The organism is Sorangium sp. So ce381 (genome assembly GCF_051473845.1).
Lineage (GTDB): Bacteria > Myxococcota_A > Polyangia > Polyangiales > Polyangiaceae > Sorangium > Sorangium atrum.
Genome location: NZ_CP150336.1, coordinates 6,272,875 through 6,298,826 on the forward strand (window position 1 = coordinate 6,272,875; position 25,952 = coordinate 6,298,826).

A 25,952-nucleotide genomic window follows, 5' to 3' on the forward strand; every position below is an offset into this window, starting at 1 on the left:
ATCGCAATCGATGCACCGACCGCCGTGTATTAGTCCGTCGGGCCGTCAGCGCACAAGCGCCTACTGCACGTCAGGGAAGGGCCGGGGCGCCGCCACGCTCAGTGATCGCCGTCTGGCGTTTCCTCTTTCTTCGGCTTTTTGAAGTACCGCACGCGCTTCTGCTGCAGCGGGTACCAGACGCTGTGCGGAACGATCGGTGTGGATTCGAACATCCGGCCAGCGCCAGGCGCCTCGGCGCGCGTGAGCCGGACGGCGCGCGGACCTGACGGCGGGTGGACGGCGGCGCCGGAGAGATCGGTATCGCCGCCGAGGGCCACCGAGAGCGGCCGGGGAAGGTAGATGCGCGAGGAGCAGCCGAGCCCCGCCAGGAAATCCTGGAGCAGCTTGGCGTCGCGTGGGTCGACGAGCGCCGGGGGCGGCGCCGATGCGTCCGGCGCCAGCGCGGCGTCCGGCGCGCTGGACGGCCCGGCCGCGGCCCGCTCGACGTAGATCAGCATCCCGTCCTCGTCGTTGACGCCCAGCGCGGCCACGGCCTTCGCGCTGCCGAGCGCCCCCGTCGCGACCCGGACCGCGCCGCGCACCGGGGCTGTCGGCGAGGCGGAGAAGGACCCGGCCGAGTGCCAGATGCTCGATCCCTCGCCCTGCCCCGCGCCGTGCGTCGCGGCGCCGTCGCTGAAGACCGCCACGGTCGCGCCCGCCCCGGCCGGCGCGGGCGCCCCGGGCTCGCCCACCGGCGCGGCCGTGACGGTCCGCGGATCCACCTTGAGCACCCGCAACCGGACGTCGGGCCGCGCGGGATCGGGGCGGATCTCGGTGAGCGCGAGCGCGTAGGGGAAGCCGTGCTGCGGGAGCCCCTGGGTGCGCCAGGCGCCCTCCCCCGCCACGGCCGGCGCAGCGCGGGGTGCCAAGGGCGGCCCCGGCAACAGGTGGCGCAGGGTCATGTAGAAGAAGTCGCGCGCTTCCCGCCGGATATAGCGGGGGAAGTTCATCAGGCCCATGCCGCGGATGAGCCGGCGGCCGCGGAACCGGTAGCCCGAGAGCCCCGAGACGTCGCCCTCGGTCTCCCACTCCCCCTGGAGCGGGCGCCCCAGCGGCGGCAGCTCGCCGTTCGGCGCCACGCGATAGAACTCGAGCCCGCTGTGGCCAGCGTTCATGTCGAGCGCGATCCCGTAGGAGCAACGGGCCTGGATCATCGCCTGGGCCAGGGCCTCGGGGCTGACGTCGGCGCCGTAGAAATAGGCGACGAAGCGCTCGCGGGTCAGGCAGATGCCGGTCCTGACCGTGTGCGTCTTGTCGGCCCACCCGGGCGGCGTGCCGCCCCACCACGTCCGGCCGAAGGGATTGAATTTCTCGTCCTCGACCATGACCGTCATGTTCTGGCGGAACGACAGCATCCATTCGGGGACGGTCTCGTCCTCCGACCAGCTCCCGAAGACGGTGCTGCCGTCGCGCCGGACGGCCACCGTCGCGGCGTAGGGCTTCGGCGGCAGGTACATCACCCCGTCGGCCATCATGCCGAACTCGCCGTGCATCGCCTGGAAGCCGGCGTTCGACGCGGCGACCACGCGCTTCATGACCTCGGGCGTGCGCGGGATGAGCCCCGGCCCGGCCTCACCCGTCGCGCCCTTGGGCTCCACCGTGCCCGCCATCATGTGGAGCTCCACCTGGCGCGGGTCCCAGAGCGCGATGTAGACGCGCGTCGCCTTGCGCGAGCGATCCGTCCGGAGGAACGTGGTCATGAACGCCGGCGGGAGCCCGTCGAGCTGGCGCACGAAGGCGTCGCCGCCCTGCGGGTTCCACTGCCCCTCGCCCGGCAGCGGCGGCGTCACCCAGGGCTCGAGCGGCGCCGGCGGCCAGCCGATCTCGGGATCGATCGGGATCTGGCGGACAGGCGGATCCAGCTCGCTCTGGCCGAGGTCCGAGGCGATGTCCTCCGCGCCGGTGTCGCCCGTCACCGCCTCCTTGTTGCGGAGGACGAAATCGAGCGCCGTGAACGCCACGGCCTTGACCGTCTGCATCGCGGCGTCGCCGATCACGAGGCGCACCCGGTCGACCGCCCAGGTGACGAGGTTCCCCGGCCGCGCGACCTCGGACGCCTCGGCGCGGATCCACGCGGGCAGCGCCGCGTCGTCCGCGCCGCGCACCGGCAGGCGCGCCTCGCGGCCGCCCGCGCGGACGACGACCGCGCTGTCGTCCTCCAGGGCGACCGCGACGTCCCCCGCGTCCGGGCCGCGGTGGCTCCGCGGCTCCTCCGCGCGCGGCTCCTCGGCGCGCGGCTCTTCGGCGCCCGGCTCCTCGGGGTGCGGCTCCTCGGCGACGTCGATCGCGAAGGTCCGCCGGCCGATCCCGCGCAGCCGGCCTGTCGCCTGCCAGCTCGTGACGGCGTGCTGGAGCCGCTCGACGAGGGACCAGTCCGCGCCGCCCGAGAGCTCTTGCCCGTCCAGATCGAGCACGTGCACCGTGGGCGACGCGGCCTCGATCAGCGGGCGCGAGACGTAGGCGAGGGCCTCGCCGCGGAGCACGGGCTTCGACTCGTCCGCGCCGCTCGTCTCGGTGAGGTTGTGGATCGCCGAGACGTCGAGCAGGACGCCCTCCGGCGAGAGCCTCGCGTCGACGAGGTACAGGTCGGTGGGCTCCCCGCGCTCGCCGCCGGCGCGCACGCCGCGCGCGACCGCGCGCGCGTCGACGCCGAACGGGTGGAGGCCGCCGCGCGGCGGATCCACCCACACCACGTCGCCCGCCGCCGCGGCGACGCCCCGCTCCGCGAGCTCCGCGGCGAGCGCGGTCGAGCGGTCGCGGGCGCCTCGGCCGACGGCGGGCGACATCGCCACGGCCGCGCACGCGCAGAGGACGAGGATGCCGATGCGCTCGCGGGGCAGGAAGGGCGTTTTCGGGGACTGCATTCGCGAACAACGCGCGGAGGGGCGGGGCTCTTGCCCGGGCGGTCGAGAACGACCGGAGGCGCGCGCGGCAGCCGTTATCACCGTTTTTGTACCGCGGCCAGGTTCGGGGGCGCGCGGCGCTGGCGTCCGCCGAACCGGCGGTGCTACATCGGGCGCGCCCATGTCGAACGCTGACTCGCCCCCTCTCCGCCGCGACGAGGCGCTGACGATAGCGCGCCTCGCCCACCTCGACCTCTCCGCCGAGGAGATCGAGCGCCTCACAGGTGATCTCGGCAACATCCTCAGCTATGTCCGGCAGCTCGAGGAGCTCGACGTCTCGGCGGTGCCACCGACGGCGCACGTGCAGATCGAGCGGCTGCCGCTCCGCGCCGACGAGGAGGCGCCGAGCCTGCCGCGCGAGGTGGCCCTGCGGGAGGCGCCGCGGGTCGAGGACGACGGGTTCGCCGTTCCGGCGTTCGTGGACGAGGGGTGACGCCGATGGACACAGCGATCCTCGATCGATCCATCCCGGAGCTCGCGGCGCTCGTGCAGCGCGGCGAGGTGAGCGCCGAGGAGGTGGCCAGGGCCGCGCTCTCGCGCATCGAGCAGCGCGACGGCGCGCTGGGCGCCTTCCTCACCGTGCAGGGGGAGCAGGCCGTCGCGGCGGCGCGCGCGCTCGACGCGCGGCGCGCGCGCGGAGAGGCGCTCGGCCCGCTCGCCGGCGTGCCGATCGGGCTCAAGGACGCGCTCTGCACCGAGGGCGCGCCGACGACCGCCGGCTCGAAGATCCTCACGCGGGCAGCGGGCGGGGACGGCGCGTCCAAGGCGCCCGACCCGGCGCGCGGGTTCCGCCCGCAGTTCGACGCGACGGTCGTCGCCCGCCTGCGCGAGGCCGGCGCGATCCTGCCGGGCAAGTGCAACATGGACGAGTTCGCGATGGGCTCGTCGAACGAGAACAGCGCCTTCGGGCCGGTGAAGAACCCGTGGGACCCGTCGCGCATCCCCGGCGGCTCGTCCGGCGGCAGCGCGGTCGCGGTGGCGGCGGGGATGACGCCCGGCTCGCTCGGGTCCGACACGGGGGGCTCCATCCGCCAGCCGGCGAGCCTCACGGGCGTCGTCGGCATCAAGCCGACGTACGGCCGCGTCTCCCGTTACGGCCTCATCGCGTTCGCCTCGAGCCTCGACCAGATCGGGCCGTTCGCGCAGGACGTGAAGGGCGCGGCGCGCCTGCTCGAGGTGATCTCGGGCCGCGATCCGCGCGACGCGACGAGCCTCGACGCCCCGGTGGGGGCCTACGAGGCCGCGTGCGGCCGCGACGTCGCGGGGCTGCGCGTCGGGGTGCCCGAGGAGTACTTCGCGAAGGGCATCGACGCGCGGGTCGAGGCGAAGGTGCGGGAGGCCATCGAGGGCCTGCGCGGGCTCGGCTGCGAGATCAAGCCCGTGCACCTGCCGCACACGCGGTACGCCGTGGCGGCCTACTACATCGTCGCGACGGCCGAGGCGTCGTCCAACCTGGCGCGCTTCGACGGCGTGCGCTTCGGGCTGCGCGTGGAGGGCGACCGCGGGGGGAAGGCGGACCTCCAGGGCCTCTACGGCCGGACGCGCGGCGAGGGGTTCGGCCGGGAGGTGAAGCGCCGGATCCTGCTCGGCACGTACGTGCTGTCCGCGGGCTACTACGACGCGTATTACCTGCGCGCGCAGAAGGTCAGGACGCTGATCCGGCGCGATTTCGACGAGGCCTTCCGCGAGGTCGATCTCATCGCGGCGCCGGTCTCGCCGACGGTCGCGTTCCGGCTGGGGGAGCGGGTGGACGATCCGCTGTCGATGTACCTGGCCGACGTCTACACGCTGCCCGCCAGCATGGCGGGGCTGCCTGCGATCAGCGTCCCGTGCGCGACCGCGCAGGCGCCGGACGGCGGGCCTCCGCTGCCCGTCGGCCTGCAGCTCATCGGCCCCGCGCTGGAGGAGGCGCGGCTCTGCCAGGCGGCCTACGCGTGGGAGCAGATCTCCCCGGTGCGCGGGCTGCGCGCGTGCGTGTCGAACGCGTGACGAGCGGGGCGCGCCGATGAGCTCCGCGATCACCGTGGCGGCGGCCGGCCCCGAGCACCTCCCGGGGCTCGAGGCGCTCTTCGAGGCCGCCGGCACGCCCTGCTACTGCCGGTACTACCACTTCGGCGGCACCAACAACGAGTGGCTCGCGCGGTGCTCGGACGGCCAGGGCGAGAACCGCCGGGAGTTCGCCGAGGCGCTCGCCTCGGGCAGCGACGAGGCGCGCGGCGTCGTGGCGCTCGCGCCGGAGGCGCCGCGCGTCGTCGGGTGGCTCAAGGTCGCGCCCGCGGCGGCCGTGGCGAAGGCGTACGAGCGCCGCCTGTACCGCGGGCTTCCGTGCTTCGCGGGCGATCGCGCCGGCGTCTTCCTGATCGGCTGCGCCGTCGTGCACCCGGGCCACCGTCGGCGAGGCGTCGCGACCGCGCTCGTCGCTGGCGCGGTGGAGCTCGCGCCCGCCTGGGGCGCGCGCGCCCTCGAGGCCCTGCCCCGCCGCCCGAAGGAGCCGGTGAGCGACGAGGAGCTGTGGACCGGCCCGGTCTCCGCGTTCACGCGGAACGGATTCGCCGAGGTGCACACGTTCGAGCCGTATCCGGTCCTGCGCCGGGTGTTGTGACAGCGCCGCGGCGGGCCCCGGCCGGGGTCGCGCTTCGCTTGCGCGCGCCGGCCGACCAGGTAGTGTCGCGCCCCGCGCATGGCTCCCACGTCCGAGCACCCTGAAGCCGCGGCCCACGACGCCGCCGAGCGGAGCTCCGCCGCCGGCGCGGATCACGCGGAGCCTGCCTCCTCCGCAGGCGCGGCCACGACCGGCGGGAGCGAGCCCCCGGCGTCCGCGGCGGCGGAGTCCTCACCGACCAGCCGGCGCGCGCCGTCCAGCCCGAGGGGCCGGGTCATCGCGCTCACCGGCGCCGCGTCCTTCCTCGGGCGCAACCTGATCGGGATCCTCGAGGAGGACCCGCGCATCGCGCGCGTGGTGGCCATCGACATCAAGCGGCCGGACACGGGCGGCTCCAAGCTGCGCATGCACACGGTCGACCTGACGGAGCCCGCGTCGGAGGAGCGCGTCGCCGAGGTGCTCGCGGCCGAGCAGGTGGACACGCTCGTCCACCTCTGCTTCCTGTCGTCGCCCACGCCGGCGACCGCCTGGGCCCACGAGCTCGAGTCGGTCGGCACGATGCACCTGCTCCACGGGGCGCGCCAGGCGAGCCTGCGCAAGCTGATCCTCTGGAGCCAGACGATCCTTTACGGCGCGCACCCGACCAACCCCAATTTCCTCACGGAGAAGCACCCGCTCCGGGCGGACCCGGACGAGCGCTTCTTCGCGGACAAGATGGCCGCCGAGCGGGAGCTCAACGCCTTCGGCGCGAAGGCCAAGGGCACGACCGTCACCATCCTGCGGACCGCGCCGATCCTCGGCCCGACGGTCCAGAACTACGTCACCCGGTTCCTGGCGCGGCGCCTGGTCATGACGATGCTCGGCTTCGATCCGCTGTGGCAGTTCATCCACGAGGTCGACGCCATCGCCGCCTTCAAGCTGGCCATCGACAGCGATTTTCCCGGGACCTTCAACATCGTGGGCGACGGCGTGCTGCCGCTGTCCACGATCGTGCGCCTCGCGGGCCGGACGGCGGTCCCCGTGCTGCACAGCGCCGCCGGGCCGCTCGTCTCTGCGCTCTGGGCGGCGCACGCGGCGATCGCCCCGCCCGGCTTCCTGCGGTACCTGCGCTATCTATGCGTGGCGGACGGCGAGAAGGCGGCGCAGGTCATGGGGTTCCGGCCGGTCTACACGACGCGCGAGGCGTTGCTCGATTACACAAGCGCGCAGCGGCTGCGGGACGTGCGCCTCCTGCAAGAGACGCCTGCGTGACGCGGTTGGGGGGGTGAGCGATGGGCACGGAGCACGATCGAGAGCTCGAGGAAGCAGGGAACGGATCGCCGTCGACGCGCGGGCGCCCCGACAGGACGGGGCCCAGGCAGGTCGTGCCGAGCGCCGACATCGAGGACGACGAGGCCCGGTACCTGGCGCCGATCGGCCCGACGGAGCCCTCGGACGGGCGGAAGACGCAGTCGTCCGAGGGGCACGCCCCGGTCGTGCCGGTGACGACCGAGGAGCTCCAGCGCCAGATCAGGGAGCTCGAGGCGCGGCTCAAGCGGATGCTCGCCGGGGGCCCGTCGCCCGACGCGAGCTGCGCGGCGGGAGGTGAGCCCGAGACCGAGCGGAGCCCGCGCCAGGGCGGGGCGCCCGCGGCGTCGGCCGGCTTCGCCAGCGAGCCGCCGCTCTCCGAGCCCGGGACGGCGCGCGACGTCCTGTCGACCGATTTCTACCTGCGGCAGTGGGGCCGCGCCGGCCTGCGCCGCCGCTCGGAGGAGGTCGACGAGTTCGGCTTCGATCCCAAGTACGAGGCCCGGTACAGGTCGCTCTTCGACTTCCTGCACAGGTACTACTTCAGGATCGAACTCGAGGGCATCGAGCGCATCCCCGCCGAGGGGCGGTGCCTCGTCGTGTCCAACCATTCGGGCGGGCCCATCCCCTATGACGGGCTCATGCTGCGGGCCGCGGTGCGGCGGGAGCACCCGGCGCGGCGGGAGCTCCGCTGGCTGGCCGACGATTTCGTGTACTACCTGCCGTTCGCCGGCACGATGATGAACCGGCTCGGGGCCGTGCGGGCCTGCCAGGAGAACGCCGAGCGGCTGCTCGCGGGCGAGCGGCTCATCGCGGTCTTCCCGGAGGGCGTCAAGGGCAGCGGGAAGCTCTACAAGGAGCGGTACCAGCTCCAGCGGTTCGGTCGCGGCGGCTTCATCCGGCTCTGCCTGCGCACGCGCACGCCGCTCGTCCCGTGCGCCATCGTGGGGGCCGAGGAGACGAACCCGCTGTTCTATCGGGTCGAGCACCTCACGCGCGCGCTCGGCATCCCGTACCTGCCCATCACCCCGACGTTCCCCGCGCTCGGGCCGCTGGGCCTCGTGCCGGCGCCCACCAAGTGGAAGATCCGCCTGGCCGATCCCGTGCGGTTCGACGCGTACGGCCCGGAGGCGGCGGACGATCAGATCCTTGTGCGGCGCCTCGCGGAGCGCGTGCGCGCCACGATCCAGGGGCTCATCGACGAGACCCTGGCCACCCGGAAGTCGATCTGGTTCGGATGAAGCGAGCTGCCGAGGCGAATCCTCCCCCCATGCCCGAGAACACGACCGAAGGGGATCCGCCCGCCGACCCCGAGCGAGCGACGAGCAGGGGCGCGCGGCCGGAGGGGGTGCTGGTGATCGACAAGCCGCGCGGGCCGACGAGCCACGACGTCGTGGCCCGCCTGCGCCGCGCCCTCGGCGTGAAGCGCATCGGGCACGCGGGGACGCTCGATCCGATGGCGTCCGGCGTCCTCGTGGTGCTCGTCGGCGAGGCCACCAAGCTCGCCCCGTACCTGACCGCGCAGGACAAGCGCTACACGGCGCGCGTCGTCCTCGGCGTGGGGACGGACACCCTCGACGCGGTGGGGGAGATCACCGCGGCGCAGCCCCTGCCGCCGTGGCTCGACGCGGAGCTCGGCGCCCTTGCCGGGGCTGACGGGCCTCCCCGCGGTGAGGCGCTCGCGCGCGCGGCGCCGCGCATCGCCGCCGCGGTCGACGCGGAGCGGGCGCGGCGGGAGCAGGCGCCGCCGGCCTACTCGGCCATCAAGGTCGCCGGGCAGCGCAGCTACGCCCTGGCGCGCGCGGGCCAGGCGGTGGACCTGGCGGAGCGGGCCGTCGAGGTCCGGTCGCTCGAGGTGACCGGCGCCTCGCGCGGCGGGCCCGGCGTGCCGGCCGCGGATGCTGCGCCGGCCGAGGGCGCCGCGCCGGCCGAGGGCGCCGCGCCGGCCGCGGGTGCCGCGCCGGCCGCGGGTGCTGCGTCCGCCACCCTCGATCTCGAGCTCGGGGTGAGCAAGGGCTATTACGTCCGCTCGCTGGCGCGCGATCTGGGCGCGCACCTCGACGTCCCCGCGCACCTGTCCGCGCTCCGCCGCACGGCGAGCGGCAGCTTCACCGTGGAGCAGGCCGTGTCCCTCGATGCCGGCGCCGAGGTGCTGCGCGCGTCGCTGCGCCCGCTCGCCGACGCAGCCGCCGCGAGCCTCCCGGTCGCCCGCCTGACCGAGAACGGCGCCCGGCGCGCGCGCATGGGACAAGCGCTCACGGAATCCGACTTCTCGCTAGCTCCTGCGTACCCTGGCGCCTCCGTATGGCTCGATCCGGACGGAGTTGTCGTGGCGCTCGGCGCTGCCGAGGTCGCCGATGAGAACGCCGCTGATGGCCTTCCAGCACCATCACCGACTCGATTTTCCGTCCTGCGCGGCTTTTCTGGAGCGCCCGACATGCGTGGGAATGCTGCTAGATAAGAGAAACCCACAGCACACGGCAATTCCCTGGACTTCGGCAGATCTACGGCGCATGTCACTGGCAGCGCTCGGCAGGATCGGTCGAGCTGGGGAGTCCGCCTTCGGGCGAGAGCGGCAAGAACGCGTGGTTCCGTCATCTCCTGAGATTTCGCGTCCCGGTCCGGTTGCGCTCCCCTCGCCTGTTCCGTTACGATTCGTCCGTTAGGAGCCTCTGTTTGAGTCCCGATTTCGTTCCATTGCCAGCGCTCGGCGCTGCAGTTCTCTCCGCTGTACTTGGCTCGCTGTTCGTCGGTGCCGACACCGCACTGACGACGTTGAGCGCGACGAGGCTCGGCGCCCTGATTGAGCAGGCGACGGGCCCCACGAAGTCCGCCTACGAGCGGATTCGTCGAGAAGACGCCAAGCTCCGTTCCCGCTACCTGCTCGGCTGGGTCGTATCGACCAGCCTGACGGCCGCCTGCTTCGACCTCTTCTTCCGGCGGGTTGTCCCTGGTGCGGCGCTCTATCTCGGGCTGGCGACCACCATCGTCGTCAGCGGAGCCCTTTACGAGGTCAGCTCCACGCTGGGCCGCAAGCACGCCGATCGGGCCGCATCGATGGCGGTCCGCTTCTTGCGCCCTCTCGAAATCGCCATGCTGCCGCTCGCCGTACCGCTCGGCTGGATCGGCTCCAAGCTGGGGCCGCGGGATGGTGAGCAGCCGTCGGACCCGAGGGTTGCCGAGGCGGAGGTCGAGATCCTCGTCGATGAGGTCGAGCGCTCTGGTCTGTTCGGGCGGGAGCCGGCGGAGATGATCCGGAATGTGCTCGAGTTCGCCGATCTCACGGCGCGGGACGTGATGGTGCCGCGATCCAAGGTCGAGGCCATCGAGATCTCCACTCCGCTGGAGAAGGTGCTGGAGATCGTCACCGAGAGCGGGCACTCGCGGTATCCGGTCTACAAGGATCAGACCGACAACATCGCAGGTCTCCTCTACGCGAAGGACCTGTTCAAGGTCCTCGAGGAGCGCCGGCTCAAGAACACGACGCTCCGGGAGATCACGCGGAGCCCTGCCAATTTCGTCGCCGAGTCGCAGCCTCTCTCCTCTCTGCTCCGGGAGATGAAGAGCCGGAGACAGCACCTCGCCATCGTGGTCGACGAGTTTGGCGGGATGTCGGGGATTGTCACCCTGGAGGACGTGCTCGAGGAGATCGTCGGAGACATCCGGGACGAGCACGACGAGACGGACGACGGTGCCGCCATCCAGGATCTGGGCGACGGCCGCCTGGTCGCCGACGCGGCCGTGTCGATGAGCGATCTCTCGGCCTACCTGGGCGCCGAGCTCGACCGGGAGGGAAAGTACGATTCCCTTGGCGGGATGATCACGCAGCACGTCGGCAAGGTGCCCGAGGTGGGCACGGCCGTGAGCAAGTTCGGCCTGCGCTTCATCGTGCGAGACAGCGACGAGCGCCACATCGGCAAGGTCGAGATCGTCCGCCCCCGCGCCATGGGCGCCGGCGGCGCTGCCTGAAGCGGCGGGCCGCGCGGGAGGCATTGCCGAGCTGCCCGGCCCGGAGCGAGGGGGGGCGTCGCGCGGGACGGCGCGGGGCCCCGCCGAACTCGCCCAAATGACCAAGCTCCTCCGGCTTCGCCGGAGGAGCTTGGTCATTTGGGCTCAGACATCGGCCCATCCCCGCGCCGTCCCGCGCGACGCCCCCCCTCGCTCCGGGCCTACCGTCCGACCTCACGCGCCGCGGGCGGTGCTCCAGATCTGCCGCGGCCGAGCGGCGCGCGCCCGCACAGGAGACGGGCCCAGATCGGCGTTTTCGGCGCACAGGCGCACTCCGGTGCGCCGAGCACCGAAAACGTCGAGATGGGCCCGTATCCGCAGCGGGCGCGTGCCGCTCAGCGGGCGAGGGAGATTTTGTGGAGCTCGTTCGCGAGATCGTCGCCCTCCTTGATGAGGCCGGGCGTCTCTTCGACGGGGTTGTCCTTGTTGCCGTCGAGCGTCTTGCGGATGTCCGCCATCGCGCTGGCGAGCCTGAAGACCATCTGCTCGCTCGTGAGGCCTGCAACGGACTGAGGATCGACCGGGAGGGCCTGCAGATCGCCGCCGGCGATGTCGCCCTTCGTCCAGCGGGTGGCCTCCTTCTCGGCGGGCTTCAAGCCCTGCTGCGTGCGCTCGAGGCGGCTCACCGTGTACTTCGCCGGCCAGTCCTTGCCGAACGGGAACGGCGCCTTGTTGGGAACGAGCTCGGCCACCGTCTTGTCGCCGTCCCGGCGGAAGACCACCGAGAAGTTCACGACCGGCTCCTCCTGCTCCTTCCACGATTTCTCGACGGGAGCCTGCGCGGCGGAGAGGACGTTCTTGAGGCTGTCCTTGGTCTTGTTCAGATCCTGGACCGCCGTGGTGTAGGCGAGGAGCTGGCGCATCACCCGCCCCGGGAGGCTGCCGATCTGCTTGCCCTCCAGGTTGGTGGCATCGAACGGGACGTTGATGCCGCCCAGCTCGTTCACGAGCTCCGCGGGGAACTTCTTCCCCTCGAGCGCCGTCCGGCCGGCATCGAGCTTCTCCTTGAGCTCCGCCATCTTCTCGTTCGCGGCCTTCACGTCCTTCTCGAGCGCCGCGGCGCCGTCGACCGCGAGCTTGCCGCGATCGCCGCGCTCCTTCGCGCCGCCGATGGCGAAGCCCACGGCGATGCCGACGACCGCCGCGAGGCCGGCGTAGAGCGCCGTCTTCTTCGAGGCCTTCCGGCGCTCCTGCTCGACCTCCTCGCCGACCTCGACCTTGATGGTCTGCGCGGCCGCCGTCGGCTTGGGCGGGGGCGTCTGGATCACAGGACGCGGCGCCGGCGCGAACGGAGGCAACGGGATGCCTGGCGAGATCCCGGGCGGAGGCGCGATGCCCCCCACGGAGGGCATCGGCGGCCGCGCGCTCGGATGCGGCGAGGGCACGCCGATCGGGCCCGCGTTCATGTCGGGAGGCGGCCCCGATCCGGGCTGCGAGCCAGGCACGGGAAGGGGGACGGCCGCTCCCGGCGCCCCGCCTATCGCCGTTTTGCCAAGCCGAGCCTTCAGATCGATTTTGCTCTTCTTCTTTTCTTCAGCCATCGGCTCCTCGAGGACGGGATCGCTGCACCACTTCGCGCTGAAAACTCCAGCCCGCCCGAGGGAATCGACCCACCACGGCCCGAACCGGAGCTGCCGCTGTGCGAGCGGCAGCAGAAGACGACGCGGGCCGGCCTCCAGCAGACCGACATGGGAGCGGGGAGGGAAAGATCAGCAACACGACGGGAGCGCCGGGCGAGCGGACAACCCGCCGGGCACGTTAGCGGCGCGCTGCCTGGAATGTCAACGCGATGGCGATCGCAGCGCAGGATGTGTTTCGACAGGCGATCGCCAGGCCACACGGGCCACCCGGCCCCACGGCAGCCCCCGGCGGCCCGCAGCTGCGCCCTCGCCGGGCCTGTACCGTCGCTCCCGGCCCCCATCCTGCCCCATCACGCAGGCGACCGCCGGCAACCTGGCCCTCCGCGAAGGGACCGGGTAGGAAGCAGGGGGCTCATGGTCTCGTTCAAGTTCGGCGGGGGTCGGCCGCCGCGGCTCCGCTCTCCTTCCGGCAGCGGACCGCAGGCGCCGCCAGCTTCATCCACCGGCAACAGACCGCAGGCGCCGCCCGCGGCATCCTTTGGCGACGGGCGGCAGGCGGCACCCCCGCCTTCCAGCGGCGGGTGGCAGACGCCGCCCCCTCCCGCCTCCAGCGGGGGCCGGCGGGGGCCGCCCTCGCGCCGGCCGTCGCTCCGGATGGAGACCCGGCGGGTCACGAGCTTCGATGGAACCGACATCACCTACCGCGTGACGCCGCCGCCGTTCGAGGGGGCGAAGACGGTGGTCCTGGTCAACGGGCTGGGCGGGCCGTACCTCGCCTGGCGGGCGCAGGTCGAGTACCTCTCCGACCAGTACCGGTTCATCACGTGGGACTACCGCGGGATGTACGCGTCGAAGCGCCCTTCGCCGGACGTTCCGGAGGCCTATGCGGTCGCGAACCACGTCCGCGACCTGGAGGCGATCCTCGCCGTCGAAGGGATCCGGCACGGCTCGCTGATGGGATGGAGCGTGGGCGTCCAGGTGGCGCTGGAGGCGTTCCACAGGCTCCCGGGGTTCGCCGCGAACCTGGTGCTGCTGAACGGCACCTACCGCCGGCCGCTGGGGACGATGGGGCCGCTGCCTGGGCTCGGGCGGCTGTTCCCGCCGTTCGTGGCGCTCGCGGCGCGCGCTCACACGCTGGCGGCCCGGGTGACGGGCAGCGCCATGGCCCCGCCGGACGCGGTGCACTGGCTGAAGCGAATGGGGCTGCTCGGCAAGACGCTCGACAGCGAGGCGTTCGCCGAGCTCGTGCAGCCGTTCGGCCGGCTCGACACGGACGCGCTCTTCAGCAACCTGCGCGCGCTGGACGCCCACGACGCCGAGCACGTGCTCGAGCAGATCGACGTCCCGACGCTGCTCATCACCGGCGACCGCGACGCGTTCACCCCGCGGGCGCTGGCGCAGTCGATGGCACGCCGCATCCCGATGGCGGAGATCCTCGTGGTCCGCGGCGGCACCCACACCACCGCGGTCGAGTTCCCCGAGCTCGTCTCGCTCCGGATCGAGCGCTTCTTCGCCGATCACGGGTTCTAGCGCAGCCCGCCTGGCCCGGAGCCAGGCGGGCGCGCGCCGCTCACTTCCTCAAGAGGTCCGCGAACGGGTTGTTGCGGAAGCCGCCCGACGAGCTCCCCTGCCCCTTCGCTTGCTGCCCCTGCCCCTGGGCCGGCCGGCGGCCGTCGCCGCGATCGTTGCGGCCGCGCGCGTCGCCGCCGGCGGACGGGCCGCCCGCCTGGGGACGCGCGCCGGCGGGAGCGCCGCCCTTCTTCGCGGTGAGCGAGATGCGCTTGCGCACGAGGTCGACCTCGAGCACGCGCACCTTGATCTTGTCGCCCACCTTCGCGACCTCGTTCGGGTCCTTCACGAACCTGTCCGCCAGCTGCGAGACGTGCACGAGGCCGTCCTGGTGGACGCCGATGTCGACGAAGGCGCCGAACGCCGTGACGTTGGTCACCACGCCCTCGAGCTCCATGCCCGGCTTGAGATCCTCCATGGTCCGCACGTCGTCGCGGAACTTCGGCGGCTCGAACGTCGCGCGCGGGTCGCGGCCCGGCTTCTTCAGCTCGCTCAGGATGTCGTTCAGCGTGAACGAGCCGACGTCGCCGGCCTCGTACTTCTTCGGATCGATCCGCGCGATCGCCGCCGTGTCGCCGATGAGCGACCCGACCGGCACGCCGAGGTCCGCCGCGATGCGCTCGACGAGGCCGTAGCGCTCCGGGTGCACGGCGCTCGCGTCGAGCGGGTGCTCCCCGCCCCGGACCCGCACGAAGCCCGCCGCCTGCTCGAACGTCCGCGGGCCGACGCCGGGCACGTCGAGCAGCGCCTTGCGGCTCTTGAACGCGCCGTTCAGGTCGCGGTGCGCGACGATCTTCTTCGCGAGGCTCGGGCCGATGCCGGCGACGCGGGCGAGCAGCGGGGCGCTCGCGGTGTTGAGCTCCACGCCGACCCGGTTCACGCAGCTCTCGACCACCTCGTCGAGCTTCCGCGCGAGCAGCCCCTGGTAGACGTCGTGCTGGTACTGGCCGACGCCGATGCTCTTCGGGTCGACCTTCACGAGCTCCGCGAGCGGGTCCTGCAGCCTGCGGGCGATGCTGATCGCGCCGCGCACGGTGAGATCGAGATCCGGGAACTCCTCGCGCGCGACGTCGCTCGCCGAGTAGACGCTCGCGCCAGCCTCGCTCACCGGGACGCAGAACAGCTCGTTCAGGCCCTCCGAGGCGAGCACGTCCTTCACGAACGCCTCCGTCTCGCGGCCGTGCGTGCCGTTGCCCACGGCGACCGCGCGGAGCGGGTACTTGCGGCAGATGCGGCGCAGGTCCTGGCGCGCGCGCTCGAGCGAGTCGCCGCTCCCGACCAGGTAGATCGTCGTGTGCTCGAGGAGCTTGCCCGTCTCGTCGACGACGGCGCACTTGCAGCCGGTGCGCTGGCCGGGGTCGATGCCGAGCACCGCCTTCGTGCCGAAGGGCGCGGCGAGGAGGAGCTCGCGGAGGTTCTGGGCGAAGACCTCGACCGCGGCGCGATCGGCCTGCATCTTGAGGTCGACGCGCACGTCGCTCTGGACCGCCGGGAGCAGGAGCCGCTTCACGGCGTCGTCCGCGGCCTTCGTGAGCTCGCCGGCCCACGGCGATTTCGGCTTCAGCCCCACCGCGGCGTGGATCGGCGGGACGAGCGGCTCGGGCGCGAGCTCGATCGAGGCGCGGAGCACGCCCTCGGCCTCGCCGCGGCGGATCGCGAGGTAGCGGTGCGACGGGATGTTCGCGACGGGCTCCTCGAAGCTCCCGTACATGTCGAACTTCGTCTGCTTGGCCGCGTGCTCCTCGTTCTTCTGGACCTTGATGACGCCTTCCTTCGCGTAGGCCTCGCGGACGAGCTTGCGCACGTCGGCGTGCTCGGCGATGCGCTCGGCGCAGATGTCGCGCGCGCCGGCGAGGGCGGCCGCCGCGTCGGGGACCTCCTTCTCGGCGCTGACGAACGCGCGGGCCTCCTCCTCGGGGCTGCCGTCCCCCGGCTGCGACCACATGCGATCCGCGAGCGGCTCGAGGCCCCGCTCCTTCGCGATGATGGCCCGCGTGCGGCGCTTCGGCTTGAAGGGGAGGTAGAGGTCCTCGAGCTCGGCCTTCGTGTGGCAGGCGCGGATCTTCGAGGCGAGCGCGTCGGTGAGCTTGCCCTGCTTCTGGATCTCCGTGAGCACCGTGGCGCGGCGCTCCTCGAGCTCGATGAGGTAGGCGCGGCGCTCCTCGATGGCGCGGATCTGCACCTCGTCGAGCCCGCCGGTCGCTTCCTTGCGGTAGCGGGCGATGAACGGGACCGTCGCCCCCTCGGCGAGCAGCTTGGCCACCGCCGAGACCCCCTGGCGCGGGAGGCTCAGCTCCTCGGCCAGGAGCGGGACCGGATCGAACGAGCTGTCCGCGCGGCTCGGGACAGCGACAGGGCTCTGCGTCTCAGTCATGGGCGCGGCATACGCGCAGGGTGCACGCGCGTCCAGGCTTGACTTGCTGTCTGCCTCAGCGCCCCGCCGCGATGATGTCGCCGTCGCGCAGCACGGCCCGCGCGCGCGGCGCGCCCCAGGGCTGCACGATCGCGTTCTCGTGGGGCAGGTCCCACACGGCGAGATCCGCGCGCAGCCCCGGACGGACGGCGCCGCACACGCCGCCGAGGCCGAGCGCGGCCGCCGCCTCGCGCGTCGCGCCCAGGATCGCCTCGGCGACCGTGAGCCCGTAGAGCCGCACCGCGAGCGCGAGCGCGAGCGGCAGGCTCTCGGTCGGCGCCGTGCCGGGGTTCGCGTCGCTGCCCACGATCAGCGGGACGCCGGCGGCCCGGAGCGCGGCGACGGGCGGCGGCTCCTGCCGCAGCGTGAAGCTCGCGACGGGCAGCAGCGCGGCGGCGACGCCCGCCTGGGCGAGCGCCGCGATGCCGGCCGGCGCGACGTGCTCCAGGTGGTCGGCCGACGCGGCGCCGAGCGCGGCGGCGAGCTCGGCGCCGCCCACGTCCGCGAACTGCCCGACGTGCAGGCGCACGCCGAGCCCCAGCGCGCGCGCCCGCTCGAGGACCGGCCGCGCCTCGTCCACCGAGAACGCGCTCCGGTCGATGTAGGCGTCGACGTAGCGCGCGAGGCCGGCCGCGGCGATCGCGGGGAGCCAGGAGCGCGCGACGGTCGCCGCGTAGGCCGCGCGGTCGCCGCCGGCCTCCGGGGGCAACGCGTGCAGCGCGAGGTACGTCGGAACGACGCGGGGCAGCCGCGCGTCCCTCCCCGCCTCGGCGACCGCCTCGAGCTGCTTGCGCTCCGTCGCCTCGTCGAGGCCGTAGCCGCTCTTGGCCTCGACGGCGGTCACGCCGAGCGCGGCCATCCGGCGGAGGCGGGCCCGGAGCGTGTCCGCGAGCTCGCCGGCGGTCGCGGCGCGCGCCGCGCGCATGCTGGCGACGATGCCGCCGCCGGCCGCGGCGATCGCCTCGTAGTCGCCGCCGGCCATGCGGATCGCGTACTCGGCGTCCCGCGAGCCGATCCAGGGCGCGTGCGTGTGGCAGTCGACGAGCCCGGGCGTGACGACCCCCTCGGCCTCGATCGCGATCGGCACGCCGGCCTCGGGCCGCAGGATCTCCTGCCGCGGTCCGACGGCGTCGATCGCGCCGCCTCGCACCACGATCGCGGCGTCCTCGATCACGCCGAGGGGATCGCCGGCCGAGGCGCGGGACGGGTCGCAGGTGACAAGCCGGCGCGCCGTGATGGCGAACGGGCGCTCGGGGTGCTGCGCGGCCTCCGCGGGCGCGGCCCCCGGCGGCGCCGTCACGTCGCCGCCTCGGTGACGCGCGCGCGGCGCGCCCGCTCGACGTCCTCGAGCACCGCCCGGGACGCGGGCCCGCCGACGAGCTCGGCGAACGCCGCGGGCGAGGAGACCGGCCGCGGCGGGCACCGCCGGCGCAGGCCCAGGCAGCGCGCGGCCGCCTCGGCGCAGCGCTCGCGGAAGCGCGGCTCGCGCTCGGCCTTGCGCACGAGCGCCTCGTGCACGCGATCCTGCAGGTCCTCGCTGTGGCAGACGAGCAGCGCATCGCAGCCCGCCCAGACGGCCGCGGCGGCGGCCTCCTCGACAGCGTGGTGCGCGGCGATCGCGGCCATCTCGAGATCGTCCGAGAAGAGCACCCCCTCGAAGCCGATCTCGCCGCGCAGGAGGTCGGTGCAGATGGCGCGCGACAGCGTCGCCGGGACGCCCGGATCGAGCGCCTCGACGACGATGTGCGCCGTCATGAGCGACGCGACCCCGGCGCCGCAGGCGGCGCGGAACGGCGGCAGCTCGATCTCGTCGAGGCGGCCGCGCCCGTGGGCGATGGTCGGGAGCGCGAGGTGGCTGTCGAGCGCCGTGTCGCCGTGCCCGGGGAAGTGCTTGCCGCAGGCGAGCACCCCCTCCTCCTGGAGCCCCTCCAGGAACGCGACGGCGCTCCGCGCGACCGCGCCAGGATCGCGGCCGAATGCGCGATCGCCGATGATCGGGTTCGCCGGGTTCGAGTCGACGTCGAGCACCGGGGCGAAGTTCAGGTTGATGCCGACGGCCCGCAGCTCGGACGCGACGGCGCGCGCCGCGCGGCGCAGCAGCGGGAGGTCCGCGAGCTCGCCGAGGGAGCGCATCGACGGCAGCGTCAGGAACGGCGCGGGCAAGCGGGTGACGCGGCCACCCTCCTGATCGATGCCGATGAAGGGAGGCCGATCAGGGCCGCCCGCCGCGGCGAGCGCCTGGCAGAGCCGCGCCGTGGCGGCCGCGTCAGGGACGTTGCGCCGGAACAGGATCGCGCCGCCCCGCCGCCCCTCGGCGAGGGCCTTCAGGTACCGGGCCGGCGGCTCCACGCCGTCGAAGCCGCCCACGATGAGCTGACCACACAGGACCTCGAGCTCCAGATCGAGCCGCATCGTCCACCACCTCTCGCGCGGCGCAGGCGAGCGGCCGGCCGCGGAATCCGTTCGTAGACGACTCGTAAACGACTTGGGCCGACGAGGCTACTTCCGGGGGATGCCGGCGCACCGGAGGGGAGGCCGCGGCGCCGGAGGGATCGCCGCGGCGCCGGAGGGGCGCAGCCCGTCGCGGTCGGCTCCGTCAGAACCGGATCGCGATCTTCCCGAAGTGTGAGCCGCTCGCCATGGACTCGATCGCCTGGCGCACCTCGGCGAAGGGGACCACGCGGTCGACGACAGGCCGGAGCCCGCTCGCCGCGATCGCGCGGTTCATGTCCTCGAACATCGCGCGCGACCCGACGAAGATGCCCTGCGCGGTGATCTGCTTCATCAGGATGGGGAACAGGCCGACATCCCCCAGCGCGCCGCCCGTGAGCACGCCGATGAGGCTCACGCGGCCGCCGAACCGGACCGCGCGGAGCGAGCGGGCGAGCGTGCCCGCGCCGCCCACCTCGATCACGTGATCCACGCCTGCGCCGCCGGTGAACGAGCGCGCGGGCGCGTCCCAGTCGGGGTTCGTGCGGTAGTTGATGGTCTCCGACGCCCCGAGCGACCTGGCGCGCTCGAGCTTCTCGTCGCTGCTCGAGGTGACGATGACGCGGGCGCCCGCGAGCCGGGCGAACTGCAGCGCGAAGATCGAGACGCCGCCCGTGCCCTGGACGAGGACCGTGTCGCCCGCCTTGAGGTGGCTCGCCGCGAAGAGCGCGTTCCATGCGGTCACCGCGGCGCACGGCAGCGACGCGGCCTCCTCGTCCGTGAGGTGCTGCGGGACCTTGACGACCCCCTCCGCATCGAGCAGCACCCGCTCCGCGGCCACGCCCGGCAGCTCCCCGCCGAGCGCCGCCCGCGCCTTGTCCGCGGAGAGCTCCCCGTCGATCCAGCGCTGGTGGAAGGTCGGGCTCACGCGATCGCCGACCTTCACCCGCGTCACCCCGTCCCCCACGGCGACGACCTCGCCGACCCCATCGGAGAGCGGGATCAGCGGCAGCGAGAACTTCGGGTTGTAGAGCCCCTTCGCCACGAGCAGGTCGCGGAAGTTGAGCGACGCCGCCCTCATCTGGAGGACGACCTGCCCAGGCCCCGGCTCAGGATCCGGAAGATCGATCGGGCGGAGCGCGTCGAGACCGAACGAACCCTGGAGAGCGAACGCTTTCATGCAGATCCTCCTTGAGCGGAGCTCCGCTATCCCACGCGGGGTAGAGGCCGGTCAACGCGCCGGCCGCCGCGCGTCGCGCAGCGCCTGGGAAGCGAGCCACAGGCCGGCCGCCATCACGAGCGCCGTCCCGAGCAGCTGGTCCGCCGACGGGCTCTCGCCGAGCCAGGCGGCGGCGAGCACGTGCGACAGGACGACCCCGAGGTAACCGATCGCGCCGATGCGCGCCGCGCTGTCGAGCGCGTAGGCGCGCGTCATCGCGAGCTGCGCGAGGCCGCCGGCGAGCCCCGTCCCGATCAGCAGGAGGGCGCCGAGCGCGTCGGGCGTCCGCCAGACCGGGATCGACAGCGCGATCATCGCGGCGCTCGCCACGAGCGAGAAGTGCAGCGCGATCGCCTCGGGGCTCGCGCGCTCGCCGCCTGCGCCGATCCTGCGCAGCCAGATCATCGCGAACGCGGAGAAGACGGCGCCGAGCGTGGCGATGAGCGCGATCTGGCCCGCGATCGCGAGCCTCGGCGCGGCGACCAGCCCGACGCCCGCGAAGGCGAGCAGGGTCGCGAGCCAGAGGCGCGGGCTCGTCCGCTCGCCGAGCAGCCGCGGCGCGAGGATCGCGACGAAGATCGGGCTCGTCGCGCCGAGCGTGACCGCGTCGCCGAGCGCGATCTGCGGCGTGCCGAGCGTGTAGAAGCCGCAGAGCATCGCCCCGGTGCCGCAGAGCGAGCGCGCCCACGCGAGCCGCCGGTCGCCCCGACCCATGGTGAGCGGCGCCCGGCGGACGAGCGCGACGCCGAGCGCGGTGGCCGCGCCCACCATCGTGCGCGACGCCGCCACCTCGGGCCACGGCGCGTGCTCCGAAGAGAGCCGCGCGAGGACGTTCATCGCGGCGAAGAGCGACTGGGCCAGGAGCATCCACAGGACGCCCGCAGTCGGGTGCGCCGCGCGCCCCTCGCGCTCCGCGGCGAGGACGATCGCGGAGGCCCCGGGCGGGTGCGCGGCGACGGCGCCCTGCGACGATGACGACGTGCTCACGTAGCGCATCGCTTACCACCTCGACCTCGCCGCCGTACACGCCGCCGTGCGCCCGGAGGCGTCGGCGCTCCCGGGTGCGTGCGCGGCATCGAGGCGCTACGGTCGCAACGATGCGCGCGATCATCGGAGTCACAGGGAGAAGCAGGACAGGAGCGATGGATGGTCAGCGAAGACGCCGGTCCGGGGCGCTCTGGCTCGGGCTCGTCGCCGCGAGCGCCCACGCGCTCGGGTGCGGCGCGAGCGCCGCGAAGGAGCCGGCGGAGGGGCCCTCCGGGGGCAATGCCAGAGAAGGCGCGACGGAGGAGAGCGCGCGCCCCTCGGAGGGCAAGGCCGCCGGCGTGGAGGCCAGCCGTGAGGCCCAGGGCGCCCAGGCCCCGCCCGCGCCGGGCCAGCAGATGACCCGCGCGGAGGCAGGGCGGTACGTGCTCGGCCTCGTGAACCGCGATCGCTCGGCGCACAAGCTGCCGCCCGTCCGGTGGGACGAGACAGCGGCGCGCGCGGGGCGGCGGCACGCCGAGGACATGGTCCGGATCGGCTTCACCGGCCACTGGGGCAGCGACGGCTCGGTCCCGGAGGAGCGCTACACGGCCGCGGGCGGCGACGGGTTCCCGATGGAGAACGCCGGCTGCTTCGCCGACGCGATCCCCCGCGAGCTCGATCCGGATCCGCGCTTCTCCGCGGAGAGCCTCGAGCGCGTGCACCAGGCCTTCATGAACGAGAGGCCCCCGGCCGACGGGCACAGGCGCAACGTGCTCACAGCGTCGCACACGTCGCTCGGGGTCGGGCTGGCCAAGGCGAAGGGGTTCGACATCGCCTGCGTGGCGCAGGAGTTCGTCGACGACTACGGGACGTACCAGCCGCTGCCCAGGCGGGCGAAGATCGGCGAGCGGATCCGGGTGGGCGGCGAGCTCGCCGCGCCGGCGAAGATCGCGGGCGTCGGGATCTCGCGGGTCGAGGCGGGGAAGCCGATCAAGCCGGAGAAGCTGCTCAAGATGGGCGGGTACCCGATCCCGCCGCCCTACGCGACGTTCTTCCCGAAGGGCTTCAAGACGCCTATTCCTCTCCAGGTGACCGGCAATCGATTCGACATCCAGGTCCCGCTGGACGACCGCGGGCGGCCCGGGCTCTACGGCGTCAGCGTCTGGGCGACGTTCCCCCCCTCGGACGAGCTCAAGATGGTCTCGCTCCGCACGATCGACGTCGTCGGCAAGGGGGGCGCGCGATGAGCCAGAGCCGCCCCCCCACGGCGTCCGAGGAGCTCGACGCGGTCAAGGTGCTCGATCACCTGGTCCGCCGCGCGGTCTCGATGGGCGCGAGCGACATCCACGTCGAGCCGAAGCGCGACGGCATCCGCGTGCGCTACCGCGTCGACGGCGTGATGGTGGCGCAGGGGCAGATCCCGATCGAGATCGCGCCGTCGCTCACCTCGCGCGTGAAGGTGCTCGCGCGGATGGACATGACCGAGCGGCGCCTGCCGCAGGACGGCCAGTTCAGCCTGGAGCTCCACGGCCACCCGCTCATCCACCTGCGCGCCTCGACGTTCCCCGCGATCCACGGCGAGACGCTCGTGCTGCGCGTGCTGCTGAGCCACCAGCTCATCGCGCTCGACAAGCTCGGGCTCTCCGAGGGGGACCTGCCGCGGCTCGAGCGCCTCGCCGACCGGCCCTCGGGGCTGATCGTCGTGTGCGGGCCGACCGGATCCGGCAAGACCTCGACGCTCTACTCGCTGATCAAGGTCATGAAGACGAGCGAGCTGAGCATCGTCACGCTGGAAGATCCGATCGAGGTCGAGTTCGCCGACATCACGCAGGGGCAGACCAACCCGAGGCAGGGCTTCACGTTCGCGACGGGCCTGCGCGCGATCCTGCGGCAGGACCCGGACGTGATCATGGTGGGCGAGATGCGCGATCCCGAGACGGCGCAGATCGCGCTGCAGGCGAGCCTCACCGGGCACCTCGTGCTGTCGACGCTGCACACCTCCGACGCTGTCGACACGGTCGCGCGCCTCGTGGACCTCGGCGCGGAGTCGTGGATCGTGGCGAACGCCCTGCTCGCCGTGATCGCGCAGCGGCTCGTGCGCCGGCTCTGCGAGGAGTGCGCGGAGACGTACGAGCTCGAGACCGCCGTGACGGGCGAGGAGGACAAGGTCCTCATCGAGGAGGGCGCCGAGCTGAAGCGCGCCGTCGGGTGCCAGACGTGCCACATGACGGGCTACCGAGGGCGCATGGGGCTCTTCGAGATGCTGGAGCTCGACGACGACCTGCGGGATCTCGTGAAGGCGCGGGCGGGAAAGCGCGCGTACCGGGACGCCGCGCGGAAGGTAGGGCTCGTGCCGCTCCGCGAGGCCGGGCTCGCCAAGGTGAAGGAGGGGAGCACCTCCCTGGACGAGGTGCTCCGCGTGACGTGACTATAGCGGTGCGCCGCGCGAGCCGCGGCGCGCCGCCGGTCAGGTCGCCTGCGAGGAGCCGTCGTCGACCGCGTTGGCGGCGATGACGCCCTTGTACCAGAGCGCGCTGTCCTTCGGGATGCGCCGCTGCGTCTCGTAGTCCACCCAGACGATGCCGAACCGCTGCGAATAGCCGCGATCCCACTCGTAGTTGTCCATCAGCGACCACACGAAGTACCCCGCGAGCGGCGCCCCCGCGTCCATCGCGCGCCGCGCGGCGACGAAGTGATCGCGCAGGAACTCCAGCCGCCGCGTGTCCGGGATGCGGCCGTCCTTGTCGGGCTCGGTCGAGTAGGCCGCGCCGTTCTCGGTCACGTAGAGCTTCGGCACGCCGTACTCCACGTGCAGCCGGAGGAGCAGCCGCCGCAGCCCTTCCGGGTAGACCTCCCACTGCATCTCCGTCTGCTCGGAGAGGGGCGCGACGTGCACCGTCCTCGGCAGGTTCTGCTCCTCGGGCACCTTGCTGCTCCGCAGGACCGCCCGCGAGTAGTAGTTGAGGCCGAGGAAGTCGCACTGCGTGGCGATGATGTCGAGATCGCCCGGCTTGCACACGGTCAGCCCCTCCGGCGGGAGGTAGCCCAGCGCGATGTAGTCCTCGATCATGTCCGCCGGGTAACGCCGGCCGTACAGCGGATCGAGGAACCAGCGGTTGAAATACCCGTCGTAGTGGCGGCACGCGTCGTAGTCGGCGGCGCTCGGTGACGCCGGCATCGCGTAGTTCATGTTCAGCGTGATGCCCACCTCGGCGCCGGGGCAGTTCTGGCGCAGCACGGGCACAGCGAGGCCGTGGGAGAGCAAGAGGTGATGGCTCACCGTCAGGGCCTTCTTGAAATCGCGCCCGCCCGGCGCGTGGATCCCCTTCTCGTAGCTGAGGAACGCCGTGCACCACGGCTCGTTGTGCGTGATCCACTTCTTCACGCGATCGCCGAGCTTCCGCGAGATGACGTCGGTGAACTCCACGAACGCCTCCGCCGTCGAGCGGTGCTGCCAGCCCCCGACCTGGTCCTGGAGCACCTGCGGCAGGTCCCAGTGGAAGAGCGTCGCGTACGGCTCGATCCCGGCCGCGAGGAGGCCGTCCACGAGCCGGCTGTAGAAGTCGAGCCCCTTCTGGTTCACCGCGCCCCGGCCGTTCGGGAGGATGCGCGGCCACGCGATCGAGAACCTGTAGGCCATCATGCCCAGGCTCTTCATCAGCGCGATGTCCTCAGGCCACCGGTGGTAGTGGTCGCACGCGATGTCGCCGTTGGTCCCGTCGACGATCTGACCGGGCGTCTTCGCGAAGCGATCCCAGATGGACTCGCTGCGGCCGTCCTCGTTCGTAGCCCCCTCGATCTGATAGGAGGACGTCGCGGTCCCCCAGACGAAATTGTCGGGAAATCTCAGAGACGGCATGTCGATTTGTGGTTCTCCTTAGAGAGAGCCGGCCTCGACGGAGGCGGGCACCTTGCGATCGTAGAGCGCGGAGGGCGCGATGACGGAGCCGGGCGCGTAGAGGTGGCAGCGGACCCAGTGCCCCGACCCGACGTCGACGGCCCCCGGCATCTGCTCCCGGCACGTGTTCATCACGCTCGGGCAGCGGTCTGCGAAGGGGCAGCCCGGCGGCGGGTTGATGAGCTTCGGCGCCCCGGAGCGGGCCGGGAGCTCGCCGCGGATCGAGCCGTTCGGATCCGGAACGGCCGAGAGCAGGAGCTTCGTGTACGGGTGCGCCGGCTGCTGCATCAGCTCCTCGCTCGGCGCGCCCTCCACGATGTGGCCCGCGTACATCACCATCGTGCGATCCGCGACGTAGCGCGCGCTCGCGATGTCGTGCGTGATGTAGAGGTACGAGATGCCGCGCTCCTCCTTGAGCTTCTCCATCAGGTTCAGGACGCCCATGCGGATCGAGACGTCGAGCATCGAGATCGGCTCGTCCGCGAGGATCACGCTGGGATCCACCGCGAGGGCACGGGCGATCGCCACGCGCTGCCGCTGACCGCCCGACAGCTGGTACGGGTACTTGAGCGCGACCTCCGCGGGGGGGTTCAGATCGACCGTCTTGAGCAGCTCGTGCACCTTCTCCCGGAGGATCGCCGGGGTGGGCGCCTTGTTGTGGAGCAGGAGCGGCCGCTCGAGGTGGTAGCCGATGGTGTGCACCGGGTTGAGCGAGCCGAACGGGTCCTGGAAGATCATCTGCACCTGCCCGCGGTAAGCGAGCGAGGCGCGGGTCGGCTCCTCCTTCAGAACGTCGCGACCCTTGAACATGATCTGCCCGCTGCTCGGGGGCATCAGGCGCGCGAGGAGCCGTGCGATCGTGCTCTTGCCGCTGCCCGACTCGCCGACCAGCGCGATGACCTCACGCACTGCCAGCGAGAACGATGCGTCGTGAAGCGCCCGGAGCTGCTGCGCTCGCAGCCCGCCGCCGACAGGGAAGTACTTCCCCAGGCGCACCACGTCGAGGACAGGCGAGACAGAAGGTTGCGTCATCGTCAT

The 25,952-nt window shown here is 72.9% G+C and carries 19 protein-coding genes; 10 read left to right on the plus strand and 9 right to left on the minus strand.

All coding sequences use genetic code 11. The annotated features are described in order from the left end of the window. Positions 1-98 precede the first annotated feature (98 nt). Positions 99-2,903, minus strand: coding sequence for a hypothetical protein (locus WMF29_RS23250; RefSeq protein ID WP_437330934.1), 2,805 nt, complete (start codon positions 2,901-2,903; stop codon positions 99-101). Between the two features lie 160 nt (positions 2,904-3,063). Here WMF29_RS23250 and gatC point away from each other — a divergent pair, with 160 nt between their 5' ends. The 7 genes from gatC to WMF29_RS23285 all read left to right on the plus strand — a co-directional run bounded on the left by gatC (position 3,064) and on the right by WMF29_RS23285 (position 10,800). Beyond that, entirely contained in the window at positions 3,064-3,375 is a 312-nt protein-coding gene (gene gatC / locus WMF29_RS23255) for an Asp-tRNA(Asn)/Glu-tRNA(Gln) amidotransferase subunit GatC (RefSeq protein ID WP_012236913.1), read from the plus strand. Positions 3,376-3,380: 5 nt separating this feature from the next. Then, complete coding sequence (gene gatA / locus WMF29_RS23260) at positions 3,381-4,931, plus strand: Asp-tRNA(Asn)/Glu-tRNA(Gln) amidotransferase subunit GatA (RefSeq protein WP_437330935.1); 1,551 nt, start codon at positions 3,381-3,383, stop codon at positions 4,929-4,931. Between the two features lie 16 nt (positions 4,932-4,947). Next, on the plus strand, positions 4,948-5,544 hold the full coding sequence (locus WMF29_RS23265) for a GNAT family N-acetyltransferase (RefSeq protein ID WP_437330936.1): 597 nt from the start codon (positions 4,948-4,950) through the stop codon (positions 5,542-5,544). 78 nt (positions 5,545-5,622) lie between these two features. Further along, on the plus strand, positions 5,623-6,795 hold the full coding sequence (locus WMF29_RS23270; RefSeq protein WP_437330937.1) for an NAD-dependent epimerase/dehydratase family protein: 1,173 nt from the start codon (positions 5,623-5,625) through the stop codon (positions 6,793-6,795). A 20-nt stretch (positions 6,796-6,815) separates the two neighbouring features. Further along, the gene (locus WMF29_RS23275; protein WP_437330938.1) at positions 6,816-8,072 is read left to right on the plus strand and encodes a lysophospholipid acyltransferase family protein; all 1,257 of its coding nucleotides are present in this window, start codon (positions 6,816-6,818) and stop codon (positions 8,070-8,072) included. A gap of 29 nt (positions 8,073-8,101) precedes the next feature. Beyond that, positions 8,102-9,292: a tRNA pseudouridine synthase B gene (locus tag WMF29_RS23280; RefSeq protein ID WP_437330939.1), complete on the plus strand. Its 1,191-nt coding sequence runs from the start codon at positions 8,102-8,104 to the stop codon at positions 9,290-9,292. A gap of 236 nt (positions 9,293-9,528) precedes the next feature. After that, positions 9,529-10,800, plus strand: coding sequence for a hemolysin family protein (locus tag WMF29_RS23285; RefSeq protein WP_437331161.1), 1,272 nt, complete (start codon positions 9,529-9,531; stop codon positions 10,798-10,800). Positions 10,801-11,174: 374 nt separating this feature from the next. Here the strand turns inward: WMF29_RS23285 and WMF29_RS23290 are convergent, their stop codons facing one another. After that, positions 11,175-12,245 carry a formin gene (locus WMF29_RS23290; protein WP_437330940.1) on the minus strand — a complete coding sequence of 357 codons (1,071 nt, stop codon included), beginning with the start codon at positions 12,243-12,245 and terminating at the stop codon, positions 11,175-11,177. Between the two features lie 828 nt (positions 12,246-13,073). Here WMF29_RS23290 and WMF29_RS23295 point away from each other — a divergent pair. Beyond that, complete coding sequence (locus tag WMF29_RS23295; protein ID WP_437330941.1) at positions 13,074-13,949, plus strand: alpha/beta fold hydrolase; 876 nt, start codon at positions 13,074-13,076, stop codon at positions 13,947-13,949. 40 nt (positions 13,950-13,989) lie between these two features. On the opposite strand, the gene WMF29_RS23300 is transcribed toward WMF29_RS23295, so the two are convergent. The 5 genes from WMF29_RS23300 to WMF29_RS23320 all read right to left on the minus strand — a co-directional run bounded on the left by WMF29_RS23300 (position 13,990) and on the right by WMF29_RS23320 (position 21,046). Beyond that, positions 13,990-16,362: a Tex family protein gene (locus WMF29_RS23300; RefSeq protein WP_437330942.1), complete on the minus strand. Its 2,373-nt coding sequence runs from the start codon at positions 16,360-16,362 to the stop codon at positions 13,990-13,992. A 55-nt stretch (positions 16,363-16,417) separates the two neighbouring features. Continuing rightward, positions 16,418-17,701 (minus strand): imidazolonepropionase, encoded by a 1,284-nt coding sequence (gene hutI, locus WMF29_RS23305; protein ID WP_437330943.1) that lies wholly within the window; start codon positions 17,699-17,701, stop codon positions 16,418-16,420. After that, a complete protein-coding gene (gene nagZ, locus WMF29_RS23310; RefSeq protein WP_437330944.1) occupies positions 17,698-18,813 on the minus strand; it encodes a beta-N-acetylhexosaminidase in 1,116 nt (371 codons plus the stop codon). Before nagZ ends, hutI begins: the two co-directional genes overlap by 4 nt. Positions 18,814-18,997: 184 nt before the next feature. Then, the gene (locus WMF29_RS23315; protein WP_437330945.1) at positions 18,998-20,011 is read right to left on the minus strand and encodes a zinc-dependent alcohol dehydrogenase family protein; all 1,014 of its coding nucleotides are present in this window, start codon (positions 20,009-20,011) and stop codon (positions 18,998-19,000) included. A gap of 51 nt (positions 20,012-20,062) precedes the next feature. Next, positions 20,063-21,046 carry a DMT family transporter gene (locus tag WMF29_RS23320; RefSeq protein ID WP_437330946.1) on the minus strand — a complete coding sequence of 328 codons (984 nt, stop codon included), beginning with the start codon at positions 21,044-21,046 and terminating at the stop codon, positions 20,063-20,065. Between the two features lie 146 nt (positions 21,047-21,192). Here WMF29_RS23320 and WMF29_RS23325 point away from each other — a divergent pair, with 146 nt between their 5' ends. Next, positions 21,193-22,263 carry a CAP domain-containing protein gene (locus tag WMF29_RS23325; RefSeq protein WP_437330947.1) on the plus strand — a complete coding sequence of 357 codons (1,071 nt, stop codon included), beginning with the start codon at positions 21,193-21,195 and terminating at the stop codon, positions 22,261-22,263. After that, a complete protein-coding gene (locus tag WMF29_RS23330; protein WP_437330948.1) occupies positions 22,260-23,444 on the plus strand; it encodes a GspE/PulE family protein in 1,185 nt (394 codons plus the stop codon). The genes WMF29_RS23325 and WMF29_RS23330 overlap by 4 nt, the downstream gene beginning before the upstream one ends. A 39-nt stretch (positions 23,445-23,483) precedes the next feature. Here the strand turns inward: WMF29_RS23330 and WMF29_RS23335 are convergent, their stop codons facing one another. Continuing rightward, positions 23,484-24,875 (minus strand): GH1 family beta-glucosidase, encoded by a 1,392-nt coding sequence (locus WMF29_RS23335; protein WP_437330949.1) that lies wholly within the window; start codon positions 24,873-24,875, stop codon positions 23,484-23,486. Between the two features lie 18 nt (positions 24,876-24,893). Next, positions 24,894-25,952, minus strand: coding sequence for an ABC transporter ATP-binding protein (locus WMF29_RS23340; RefSeq protein ID WP_437330950.1), 1,059 nt, complete (start codon positions 25,950-25,952; stop codon positions 24,894-24,896).